The sequence below is a fragment of the Bacteroides caecigallinarum genome (assembly GCF_021531075.1).
Lineage (GTDB): Bacteria > Bacteroidota > Bacteroidia > Bacteroidales > Bacteroidaceae > Phocaeicola > Phocaeicola caecigallinarum_B.
Map to the genome: position 1 here is coordinate 22577 of NZ_JADYTJ010000002.1, position 11803 is coordinate 34379.

Here is an 11803-nt window from a genome sequence, read left to right on the forward strand (position 1 = left end):
TTTCTTTTTCTTCTGACTTTTCCGTCAGTCGCTTGTTTCCGCTGCCGTCGGCATTCATTGTACAGACGTGAAAGGGAAAAGGTTTTCGGGCTGAATACGCTCTGAAAGAGGAAGATTCTGCCCGAAACGGCAAAGCCGCCTGACCTTTTCGCTTTCAATAGAGTCTGTACTAACTTCTATGGACGGCGAGGAAATGGGCGGCTAAATATTTTACGAATATATGGATTATGCATAAGATTATGTGTCTTATTTTTATAAGATTTCTCATTTTGATTTAATAATCGAAAAACAAATGCATAAATGGTTGTTTTTTAATTGAATCTTATTTATTGTTGATTGTTTTTGGTATCTTTGTGTTAAGATTAAAGGGTTTTGCAATTTAGAGAGTTAAATCGCATCAAAGTCAAATTATGCTTGTTAGGAAAAAACGAACAATTAAGTGGCTTACGGATGAATTAGGTAAGAAAACTGCTATTATGAGTAAGTGGTACACTAATGTGTTATATACATTTGATAAGATTGCAAGATTGTTTGACATTGACATACAAGAACATATTACAGGTACAAATTGGATCTATGACAGATAATTATAAATCTATAAACCTGAGTATGATGTCAATTCTGTAACAGGTTACCGCAGTTTTTCCTCTTTATACAGGCCCCGAAGTAAAATTATTGTTAAAAAACTATATAAGAAAGATATCTATGTGGCCAGATAAAGAAGCAGAGATTGACTACCTTAATTTTGGATATATGGTAGATATGGTTGTTGATATAGCAACCAATAGGGATCTATCACCTTCAACAATAGGTCTGTATGGCGACTGGGGAAGTGGCAAGTCTAGTCTGATGAAGTTAGCTCAAAAAAAGATAGAGGAAAAGAATACAGAAATAGGGGACGAAAAAGATTCGATTAAAACCCTCTGTATAGAATTTAACGGATGGCTTTTCGAAGGATATGAAGATACTAAGACATCTCTTTGCGGTGTTATATTAGATGCATTAGCTGACGAAAAACGCTTCAGCAAAGAGATAACAGATTATGCAAAAACACTAATAAAGAAAATAGATTTTAATAAGATTTTAGGAAAAGGTATTAAATATGGATTGGATTTCTTCTTGACTGGTGGCATTGGTGCATTGACTGATTTGACTCTCAGTAGTGTACTATCTACTATTAAGACTAATGTTAGCGAAGTACAGGCTAAAGATTTAGAAGAAATTCTTAACAAGTTTAAGAAGGACGATAAAACACGAACGGAAATTAAGAATTTCCGCGAGGAATTTAAACAACTTCTGCAAAAAAGTAATGTAGAAAATGTCGTTGTATTTATTGACGAACTTGACCGCTGTCTGCCCGATACGGTTCTCGAAGTGTTTGAGGCCATGCGATTATTCCTTTTTGTAGAAGGTATGTCTTTTGTTATAGGAGCAGATGAACGCCTTATACAGTATTCAATAAAGAGTAAGTACAAGGAGGTACCAGGCAATAATTTGGATATCGGGAAAGAGTATCTAGAAAAGGTAATTCAATATCCTTTATATATACCCCAATTGACGCGAGCTGAAGTAAATCAGTATCTTGCTTGTTTATTATTGAGAGAGACCTTGACTGAAAATCAGTTTAAAGAAATACTGAGTATTATATATACTCTGGCTCCAAATCAAGACTTTTCGATGGAACAGATCAGTGATAAAGCGCCAGATATCGCAGAGAGTTGCAAAAAAGATATGGCACTTGCGCGACAGATCTCCTCTGTATTGGCTCCAAGCATTAATGGAAACCCACGTCAGTGTAAACGTTTCTTGAATACATTGTATATGCGACTTAAACTTGCCAAAGCGAGAAATGTAGCTCTTGATAAAAATATATTGGCCAAGCTTATGTTAGCAGAATACTTCAATCCGGAGTTTTTCAAAGCTGTCACAAAACCTGAAAATAGAGAACTTTTTAAGGCATTTGAAAAAGGAGAAGAATTGAATGATGACAATCCTTTTGCTGTGTGGAAAGAAAAGGATTGGGTAAAAAAGTGGATGCAAAACGGTACTAGACTTGATGAAGAAAAGTTGGACAAATACGTTTACTTTGCAGATGTTAAAAATCGCTATGGACAATCAAGCCTAGACATGTTGAGCCCAACTGCCCGTAAATGTTATGAACAACTTGTTGACGGGACTGAAATGAATAGAAATGCTGCCTTAAAATTGGTTGACAAACTTGTACCCGGAGAGAAAGCAATCATTGCATCAGAGGTATTTGCTGTGATAGAGAATACATCAACTATAAATGTAGAGGTTTTAAGATCTTATACTGAATTCTGTATAAAGGCTGGAATGACAGAAGATGCATTGAAGAAACTTATGGAGCAACCTGTAAGCAAGTACAATGCGGTTGCTTGTGGGCAGTTAGCATCATTTATTTCCAACCTATCACCTGATAAGGCAACTATGTTTAACGATTATCTTTCGACAAATCCAGAGTTGAAGAGTACCATCGAGAGACAGGCAAGACTAAATTCAATTGTATCTTCAAATAAAAAATAATGGGAACATCAAGTTTATATAAAGGTCCAAAAATTACATCTTTATTACCTTCAGATTACAATCCAGATGTAAATCCAGAGTTGGATGCACCAGATGAAACAATACCAACAAAAGATGAAGCAGGAGAGGCTGAATCGCAACAGGATGATACTGAAAATGAAGAATCAAATGAGCAAAAGGAAGACCAATCTAATCAACCTTCTGTCAAATGGGGTACAGTACGTAGCTCGATGAGGAAAGCCATGAATAATAGAAGCAGTGGCAATGCTAAAAGTGCTATAAGAAATTACACCAAAGCACTTGGTGGACATACTAATGCCACACGACAAGCTGCAAAGGTTCGCAGAACGGCCGGTATTCTCTACAGTTACTTTGCTGGAACGCCAGAATCCATTCATCAACGATTTGTAGATGCAGGGATACGTTTTGATGGAAGGGCTACGAAAGATATCTTTAATGATATATGTGGACTTATTGCACCTGTACCCAATGACCTTGAGGATTCTCTGACAAATAAAGCTTTACGTGAAACTTTTGCAGATGTAGCAGCGGACCAAAGCATTGATCTCAATCAACTTGAAAGCTTCAATGAAGAATTACTGCAACGGCTAGTAGGTGGATTGATAAAACATTATATTTTTGATAAGTTGTTACTACAATCAGAACAAACAGCTCTCAAGAGTTGTGAACATGTATCAGACTTACGTGAATTAGAAAAATCTATAAAAAAATATATAGATGGGATTGTTGACAGTGTTGTTCCTAATATAATCAAGAGTGGTTTGAACCCTGAGGACTTTAATAGGGCATTGGAAACGCTATGTGATATTTCTTATCAACAAATGGAGGAACTACGATGAAAGAGAGTTTTGTTTTTACACTATCAGAACATGATAGTTTTCAAGTTGATGGTTCTAGAAAAGTAAACATTAATGATCCAGAAGCATTCCAGTATACATTTTGGAATCCCAAGACTGGTTACGGAAAGAAACATATGTACGTTACCCCCCAGCGTTTTACTGATGAAGCTATGGATTTGTTTTATATTTCTCTTATGGTTTTCTGTGTAGATAGAAGTGTAAGTCGTAAAAAACAGGAAGATGCATGGACTCGAGACCTTGAACTGTACATTCCCGTAAAAGCTTATGAAAAATGGGAACATTGCAAATCTATCTTAATAAATGCATTAAACTTCCTGACAGGTGACCACTGGGCTATACATTTTAGAGAAAGAGTGACCACAACAGATGATGAGAACAAGTATATAAAGGGAAGATGGCGTTATCGTCGCTCAGTTAGAAAGATTGATTCTGATATATTTTGCATGCTTTCTGGTGGGTTAGATTCATTCATAGGTGCTATCAATCTGCTCAAAGACGGGGAAAAGCCTATATTCGTTAGTCATTATGGTGGAGGTAAGGGAGTAAAAATATATCAAGACAAAGTTATCAACTCTTTGAAAACCCAATATTCTATTGATTCCAAACGATTCTTCAGGTTTTATGCAGCTTCTCAGAGTGGTGTTGAGGACACGACACGTTCTCGATCGCTTATGTTCTTTGCTCATGCCATAGCTATTGCTTCAGGTATTGGTCATCATGTAGATTTGTATGTGCCAGAGAACGGTGTAATTTCATTAAACATACCTCTGAGCATTATGCGATTAGGTAGCCTTAGTACCCGTACAACACATCCATATTTTATGGGAATGCTACAAAGTCTGTTATCAAAATTAGATATAAACATATCATTAGTCAATCCATTTCAAATGCAGACAAAAGGTGAGATGATGAGAACCTGTAAAGATCTTGATTTTCTTAATGCCCATTATCAGGATACATTATCTTGTTCGCATCCAGATCAAGGTCGCTGGACTGGAGAAACAGTGGGACATTGTGGGGAGTGTTTACCTTGTACTATAAGAAAAGCTGCAATAAAAGCCGCAGGACTGAATGATGCCACCGTTTACCGGCATCATTATGAAACTGAAATAGGATTTGAATCATTACAGTCTTATAAATTGGGGTTAGCAACACCAAAAGATAGTTATGCAGCTATACAAATGTCGGGACCAATTACAGACCATATAAATGATTATGTTAGTCTTTACGAGCGAGGTATCAAGGAATTGGAAAATCTAATTAATTCACTTTAATGGAACACCTCTACGACACTCATTTCCATCTGGATTTACAGAAAGACCGGATTGGTGCTATTTATGAAATAGAAGAACATCAAATTTATACAATAGCAGTCACTAACTTGCCAGACTTATACAGAAAGGAATCTGGTGAGATAGCAAGCAAGTACATTAGATTTGCACTTGGTTTTCACCCAGAATTGATTCATCATTATAAAAGCCAAATCCCATTAATGTGGGAACTTTTGCCAGTAGCACGTTATATTGGAGAAGTAGGGTTAGATTTTGTTGATAGGACATACAAAAACGAACAATTAGCATTTTTTAGCGAATTAATAGAGCGATGTCGTTATGATAAAGACAAAATAATAACCATCCATTCACGGCGGGCTGTTAGACAAGTTCTAAATATAATTGGAGATAGATTCAGGTTTAAACCTATACTTCATTGGTTTACAGGAAGCAAGGAAGAGTTATTAAGTGCTGTGGAGAATGGATTTTATTTCTCCATTAATAAATCAATGATGAATACGAAAAAATTCCAATCTATGTTTTCATTAATACCAAAAGAACGATTATTATTTGAAACTGATAGTCCATTTCTCTCTTTCCAACATTCTCATAGCGAAACATTGATAAAGTTGAGACAATTGATTATAGAAGAAAGAGAGGATGTTAATATGTGGAATAATTTTAGAACAGTATTAGAGGGTTAAAAGTTTTGTTTTGTGGGCTTTTCCTCAATTAATTTATTATCACCTAGTAAGACAATAGCGTTCGATTGAATACAATGTTATCATTAGTTTTTTATTAATATAATTTAATATTAAAAGTACAGACTTTCCTATCACTTTTACACTAAGAGATTATGATTGACTCTAAATGTTAACATTCCTTTAGGATAAAGTGTTTTGAAACAATATAGCGATTATGATCACATAAAATGCATATAAAACGGAGCTGAATTTTGTTTAGTTCAGCCCCGTTTTATAACCTAATGTTTTTTTATCAACCTATCCATATCCTCCGAAATCTTGTCATCTGTAACTTTTGCGTATCCTTGTGTCGTTCTGATATTTGTATGTCCCATCATTTTGGATATGCTTTCCATAGGAACCCCTGCAGAGACCATTAGGGTGCCAAAAGTGTGACGACTTTGATGATATGACAGGTTATGTTTGAACTGATGGGAAAAGCCCAACTCATGTATTTCAAACCAGATCATATCACGTATTGGTAACGGGAAGATGGTCTTGCTGTCATCTGTCGTATTATACAAGGAAATTATCTGCTCCGCGACCGGATGCAATGGTATAAATGACTCAACGCTTGTTTTCTTGCGGAATGTTCTGATATATTTCCGTCCTTCCGCAGTTGTACCTATATGATGAGGATAGAGATTGCGTACATCAACATAAGCCAAACCGCAAAAACATGAAAATATAAAGGTTCTTCTTGCCAGTTCTTGTAATGGATCAAGTTTAGGACTGCTCATTATCTCCTGAAGTTGTTTCTTGCTTATGTACATGAGCTTTGCAGGTGCCTTCTTTTCATATTTTATATCATCCAAAGGATTATACCTCAAGATTCCGTTATCTACGGCTAAATAGACCAAACGTTTCAGCCAACAAAGACAATGATTCCGGTATGATGGCTTATGAGGATAATTTGTTTTCAGATATAAAATATAATTGATGCCAAACTCTTCGGTTATATCTGTAAAAAGCATGTCCTCCTTACCCAGAGAACGGATGTATTCACCCAGATAGTAATGATACATTTTTGATTGTCGGTAACTGGAAGTTGAATCTATTTGAATGGAACGGATTTTCAAATTTTCCCGTTCCACTTCCCCTGCTTGTAATATATACTTCGGGATGTCGGCAGTTCCTGTCATGGCTGTTTTCAGCAGTTCCGCACTAATGACGCCGTTCACTTTCAACAGTTCAGCATAAGTTTCATCTACGCGTTTCTTATATTCACAAAGCATTCCATTCAGTCTGTTGTTTTTGACTTCTCCTTTCTTGCTGTTCCACTCTTCCGGCTGGCAATATAACCCGGTCGATAATGCAACAGCCTTCCCGTCTATTGTAATACGACACATGATTGATGTGGTCCCGTCAGATTTGACTTTACCGCGGTTTATATAATACAGTTGCTTATATGTACTTCTCATGATTCTTTCTTTTTTGATTTTATAATACCAGTTTCATATCACTCGTTGCTTCGATGAATTTGTCCATATCCTCAAAAAGTTTTTTAGGAGTTACCCTTGCATAAAGCTGAGTTGTTGTCAGATTGGTATGCCCCAGCATTTTGCTGATTGTTTCAATTGGGACACCAGCCTCAAGGGTTATCAGACTTCCGAAGGTATGTCTTCCCATGTGATAGACCAGGTCACAACTTATGCCTGCCAGATCCCGTAAACCTTTCATGTGCCGTCGCATATTAGGATGGTGTATCATCGGGAAAAGCTCATCCCTTTCATCCGAACGATATTTTTCTATTAGAGCGATAGCCTCCGGCAGCAATTTGACGCGTGCCTGATAATCATTTTTCTTTCTCAAATACTTTAACCACAAATTGCCCTTATCATCCTTGTATATATTCTCTCGGGTAATTGAAACCGCATCTGCATATGGGACTCCTGTATAACAGGCGAAAAGGAATAAATCTCTGGCTATGTTATGAGTGACTCTTTCCGGTGGTATTACAACATCACGGATCTTCTCAAAATCCTCACGACTCAAAGCCCGTGGTGGTTTACGGTGCTCTTGGGGCAGTTTGAAATTCACAAAATAACGCTTTTCCGCATATCCTTCCTTAAATGCCATCCGGCAGATTTTCTTCAGGATGGCCAGATAATGTCTTGCCGTATCTACCGCAAGTCCTTTGTCCTTCAGAATATAATCCTGAAACTCCCAAGGAATGTGTTCATTCAACTGACCAAAAGCGACATCACTTGTCTTGAATCGTTTTTGAATATATTCACCAAGATACCTACGGGTGTAAATGTATGTTGACATGGAGCTTTTTGCCACATCTATACCGATTCTTGAGCGCATATCCTCGATATGCATATCAAGCCGTTTCAACAGAGTCATCTGGGTTTCCACACTTCCCTGGAAAAGCTCTTTTACGGCAGTCGCGTCAAAATCAATCTTACGTTCTACAAGTGAATCAAATGCAGAATTGACAGAAAGCAGGAGCCGGTCAATTTTTGCATTAATATCAACGGCTTCTTTACTCTTTCCATTCAGTCGGCTTTCTCTTGGATTCCATAACTCCGGAGTACATGACAGCTTACAACTGAATTGTGCCATCGTGTTGTTCACCGTTATTCGCCCCATTATCGGAGCCTTTCCGAATTTATCAAGACCGCTCTTTTTCAGGTAGAGCAACACCTTAAATTTTTCTACTTTCATACGCTTATTTTTTAATGGCAAAATTACCTATTTTATAAGCGTCCTTTGATATGCAAAATGCTGACATATAGTGAATAACAGCCTCTGTGACAGCTTCTTCATTGTTCAGTCTGTTACCTATTCGGCTCAGGTAACTGGGCAGCTAACATTCTGGTAACTGAACACCTGCAATATCCTGTCCATTTTTGCTTTCCATTATCTCAGCAAAAAACAGAACTTTTGCTCATATTCAACCAATTACGTTTTCCTTTCTCATCCCTTCATCTGCTTGCTTCCTATATTCTGTTCCATGTGGCCCGGCACACGTTCGCCGTGACCGTCTGTCTGGAAAACGGACTTCCAATAGAAACACTTTCCAAAATGCTCGGACATACCAATTTGAGGGTTACACAAGCCTATGCCAAAATCACATACAGAAAAGTCACGGAGGACATGAAGGTATTAAAGAACAAGCTGAAGGACTGGAAGCCGGAATCCGGTCCGATGAAATCTGATGACATTTAATGAAATCTGATGACAACAGGCTCCGGCGGTTTGCAGTGGCATGGGAATGCGGATATCTTTGTTTCAAACCAAAAAGGACAGATTATGGGAACAATCATCACCAGATCAGACAAGGAAGTGCTTCATTTCTTCGATGAAATGAAAAGGGTATCGGATCTCATCGACCATTTGCCAATGGACAACCAGCACTTATTGGACGGGGAAAACTATCTGACAGATACGGAACTAGCCGGAAAGCTCAAGCTAAGCAAGCGTACGCTGCTGGACTACAGAAGCAACGGCATATTGCCTTATTACCAGATAGGAGGAAAAATCCTATACCGGGAAAGCGATATCGTACGACTGCTGGAAAAGAACCGAAAAGAAGCGTTCTGACATCCGGTTCTATTTATGGGAAAGAGGGTGCACTTCAAAATGTACATTTTGATGCACCCTCATGTTGTTATAATATGTACTCAAGATGTACTTCAGTTAATTCTTACTTTATATAGTCTAGTTGTAATTTTGCGATTGGATACTGCTCCCAAAAGAATGTCTGCTAAGTAGTAAAAAACACACTCGCATAACGACTCCCAGATACCTTTATATTGCTAACGCACCACTCCTCAACAAAGCCCATTTTTTCGTCCGGCATCATCACAAAATCAACGATTTTGATACAAGATAAAAAATTAAATTTGTACATCACTCCTAGGGTAAATTTACCTCGGACACACTTTATAAAACACTTCCCTGCAGCTTCAAGAAGATGGTGTAATAGTACCTGAATAACCGGAAGGGATAGATAATGTTAAAATATAAGCTACCTACAAATGTCAATAAATCATGAACAATAGCACAGAACCAAAATCTGAAATAGAGGCCCAATCTAAAACAGTTCATGCTTCACAATAGGGTACACAACCTGAATCTATTGCACAATCCATAAATTATGAATTGTTTAGCATGCTATATAACAGGTTTCTCGTAGAATGGAGAATGCGACTTCGCTTATATGATATGGGGATTGTGACCACCCTAATGGCCATTTTCATTTTCTCCATAAGTCTCTGTATTCTTGGTACGATGCCTAGCCCTCTTGTCTTCAATCATATATTTTCCCTGCTGCAATACAAATTCCTTGCAAAAATTATCGGCCATACAAAAAAATTCTGTAATTTTAAATTTTGAGAACATAACAGTAATCGTTTAAATGTTATAATTGAGTACTATAGATTGAACACTTTTTGTTGTTATATTCCTAATTTTCAATGAAATATTTATTCGTTTATATCGAACTTACGTTAAATATAGAAATTATCAAATAAAGAGTTATGTGTGATTAACTAAAAAGGTCCACGCTGAAAGGATGTCTCAATTTAAAGAAAAAAATGATATATATAGATAATTTTAAAATCAAAAGTTTTCTATGATTTCTCCTGAAACAATAAAAAAACTGCACGAACTGAATTGTGAGGATGTGGCTAGAAGACTAGGATTGGAAGTCAATATGCATCAGGCTCATTGCTTTATGCATCAGGACAAAAGGCCTAGCCTTGCCTTTAAGAACAATTTATGGAAATGTTTTGCTTGCGATAAAGGTGGAGATGCTATCTCTCTAGTGGAAGAAAAATGTAATCTTTCGTTTGTAGAAGCATGTACGTGGCTTTGCGAACAATACCATATTTACATGCCTTCAACTAACCTGAAAAATACAAAAAAGAGACCTAAACTCAGACACAGAAGAACTCTTGTTATCGACAGGGAAGAAAGTAGGCCTGATTTTGATGGTGACGTGGCTTCAGCCATCATAAACCTAGCTGATTTGGAAGCCAAAGGAAAGGAGTTTCTTTTTACGGAAAGGAAACTGTCGGCCCAAGTGGTGGAAAAGATGAAAATCAAATCGGTAGAAGATCCGACAGAAATGAAAGAGATTCTAATGAATACCTTTGGTGAAGAGCGTTTAATTAAATGTAAAGTGTTAAAAAGAGATAACAACAAGATACAATTAACCATCAATATTCCTTCGTTACTGATACCGTATTTTGACAGAACAGGCAAACTGGTGGCTTTACAATCTCGCTACTTGGGCACAAACGAAAATATACCTCGATTCAAGATGCTGTGCAATTCACGTAAACAGCTTTACAATATGGTTTTACTAGCTAAGTTGCAAGAAGGAAACAAATTATATATAATGGAGGGAATTACTGACTGTCTGGCTATGCTATCGGCCGGATATCCTGCTGTTGCCATTCAAAGTGCAACGACTATCCCGGAAACGGAACTAGATAAATTATCTGGATTTGATTTGGTGATGGTCCATGATAATGATAAAGCTGGAGTAAGTGCTTTCTATCACTTGCACCGTAGCCTGCTTAGATACGGATGCCGTCTGAAATGCGCAACGATTCCTGCGCTGTTCAAGGATTATTCTGCATATTATCTATACTTAAAAAAATAAAAGGCGATGGAAAAAGATAAATTAGAAAGAAACGTCATTCAGCCTTCACTCAAAGAGTTTTCCAGAGAGATGCTGAGCCAGCTCATTGAAATCAGCTTTATCGAGCTAGAACAGGCTCCAGCTGAGGGTGAGCCCCAAGCCAATGGAAACCCACAAGACGAAAAGGGATATACCAAATATGAATCCCGATATCTAGTTCAGAAAGAATTGTTTTCACTGATGCTTTTTGATCCAATGCTGGAAGAACAGATTTCGATGAGGAAAAATGCGAACTTCGACTACATGACAGGATTGCACTTTTTCATTACGGCCAATAAGAATTTCCATTATAACTTTGGATTTTTTGAGCAGCAGATAGATTTTTTTGATCAGATTCTGAATGGTTGGTGTAGCTTTCTGGATCAGGTAGTGAGAGACGTAACCGCTCTACAGGGCTTTATAACGGAACAATGTGTAGAACTAGAATTTGATGGTATTTTACGCTTATTCTTATGTAAAGATACCATCATCAGTGCCTCTCTCAATCTAGATAGTTTCAATACCATTTTTAAAAAACGAACAGGAAACTATCACTATCATTTTGGTCTGTACTTGTGTGAAAGAAATAACCAAAAAACTCAGCTTATGGTATCTGGTCAAGGTGACGGGAAAGGCAAAGAAAGTGGTTTATACCAAGCTGTTAATTGGTTTAACAACCTCGTTGAATCATTAGAAAAGAAATATAATGCAACATTAAAACAGAATTGA

At 37.2% G+C, this 11803-nt stretch carries 10 protein-coding genes and 1 pseudogene; 8 read left to right on the forward strand and 3 right to left on the reverse strand.

Translation table 11 applies throughout. The annotated features are described in order from the left end of the window. The first annotated feature begins 705 nt into the window (after positions 1-705). Genes I6E11_RS00835 through I6E11_RS00850 form a run of 4 tightly spaced genes read left to right on the forward strand, consistent with a single transcriptional unit; the run spans position 706 to position 5400 of the window. Positions 706-2544 (forward strand): KAP family P-loop NTPase fold protein, encoded by a 1839-nt coding sequence (locus I6E11_RS00835; RefSeq protein ID WP_221728454.1) that lies wholly within the window; start codon positions 706-708, stop codon positions 2542-2544. Continuing rightward, positions 2544-3404 (forward strand): Qat anti-phage system associated protein QatB, encoded by an 861-nt coding sequence (locus tag I6E11_RS00840; RefSeq protein ID WP_234250491.1) that lies wholly within the window; start codon positions 2544-2546, stop codon positions 3402-3404. The genes I6E11_RS00835 and I6E11_RS00840 overlap by 1 nt, the downstream gene beginning before the upstream one ends. Beyond that, on the forward strand, positions 3401-4699 hold the full coding sequence (qatC, locus tag I6E11_RS00845) for a Qat anti-phage system QueC-like protein QatC (protein WP_221728456.1): 1299 nt from the start codon (positions 3401-3403) through the stop codon (positions 4697-4699). Before I6E11_RS00840 ends, qatC begins: the two co-directional genes overlap by 4 nt. After that, a complete protein-coding gene (locus I6E11_RS00850; RefSeq protein ID WP_118162930.1) occupies positions 4699-5400 on the forward strand; it encodes a TatD family hydrolase in 702 nt (233 codons plus the stop codon). The genes qatC and I6E11_RS00850 overlap by 1 nt, the downstream gene beginning before the upstream one ends. Positions 5401-5678: 278 nt before the next feature. On the opposite strand, the gene I6E11_RS00855 is transcribed toward I6E11_RS00850, so the two are convergent. Both I6E11_RS00855 and I6E11_RS00860 read right to left on the reverse strand, forming a co-directional pair. After that, entirely contained in the window at positions 5679-6860 is a 1182-nt protein-coding gene (locus tag I6E11_RS00855; RefSeq protein ID WP_235335965.1) for a site-specific integrase, read from the reverse strand. Between the two features lie 19 nt (positions 6861-6879). Further along, positions 6880-8109: a site-specific integrase gene (locus I6E11_RS00860; protein ID WP_235335966.1), complete on the reverse strand. Its 1230-nt coding sequence runs from the start codon at positions 8107-8109 to the stop codon at positions 6880-6882. Between the two features lie 219 nt (positions 8110-8328). Here I6E11_RS00860 and I6E11_RS00865 point away from each other — a divergent pair, with 219 nt between their 5' ends. Then, positions 8329-8613, forward strand: coding sequence for a tyrosine-type recombinase/integrase (locus I6E11_RS00865; protein WP_235335967.1), 285 nt, complete (start codon positions 8329-8331; stop codon positions 8611-8613). Positions 8614-8751: 138 nt separating this feature from the next. Then, positions 8752-8988, forward strand: coding sequence for a helix-turn-helix domain-containing protein (locus I6E11_RS00870; RefSeq protein WP_394800084.1), 237 nt, complete (start codon positions 8752-8754; stop codon positions 8986-8988). Positions 8989-9669: 681 nt separating this feature from the next. On the opposite strand, the pseudogene I6E11_RS00875 reads toward I6E11_RS00870, so the two are convergent. Further along, positions 9670-9789 (reverse strand): annotated as a pseudogene (locus I6E11_RS00875) (IS982 family transposase); the annotation flags it as partial. Positions 9790-10021: 232 nt separating this feature from the next. Between I6E11_RS00875 and I6E11_RS00880 the strand changes: the two are divergent. Then, complete coding sequence (locus I6E11_RS00880) at positions 10022-11056, forward strand: CHC2 zinc finger domain-containing protein (RefSeq protein WP_235335968.1); 1035 nt, start codon at positions 10022-10024, stop codon at positions 11054-11056. 6 nt (positions 11057-11062) lie between these two features. Beyond that, positions 11063-11803 (forward strand): hypothetical protein, encoded by a 741-nt coding sequence (locus I6E11_RS00885; protein ID WP_204508603.1) that lies wholly within the window; start codon positions 11063-11065, stop codon positions 11801-11803.

Excerpts from the sequence above, each read along its gene's own strand:
- I6E11_RS00835 (WP_221728454.1), top strand. The coding sequence starts at position 706 with ATGTGGCCAGATAAAGAAGCAGAGATTGACTACCTTAATTTTGGATAT.
- I6E11_RS00840 (WP_234250491.1), top strand. The coding sequence starts at position 2,544 with ATGGGAACATCAAGTTTATATAAAGGTCCAAAAATTACATCTTTATTA.
- qatC (WP_221728456.1), top strand. The coding sequence starts at position 3,401 with ATGAAAGAGAGTTTTGTTTTTACACTATCAGAACATGATAGTTTTCAA.
- I6E11_RS00850 (WP_118162930.1), top strand. The coding sequence starts at position 4,699 with ATGGAACACCTCTACGACACTCATTTCCATCTGGATTTACAGAAAGAC.
- I6E11_RS00855 (WP_235335965.1), bottom strand. The coding sequence starts at position 6,860 with ATGAGAAGTACATATAAGCAACTGTATTATATAAACCGCGGTAAAGTC.
- I6E11_RS00860 (WP_235335966.1), bottom strand. The coding sequence starts at position 8,109 with ATGAAAGTAGAAAAATTTAAGGTGTTGCTCTACCTGAAAAAGAGCGGT.
- I6E11_RS00870 (WP_394800084.1), top strand. The coding sequence starts at position 8,752 with ATGAAAAGGGTATCGGATCTCATCGACCATTTGCCAATGGACAACCAG.
- I6E11_RS00880 (WP_235335968.1), top strand. The coding sequence starts at position 10,022 with ATGATTTCTCCTGAAACAATAAAAAAACTGCACGAACTGAATTGTGAG.
- I6E11_RS00885 (WP_204508603.1), top strand. The coding sequence starts at position 11,063 with ATGGAAAAAGATAAATTAGAAAGAAACGTCATTCAGCCTTCACTCAAA.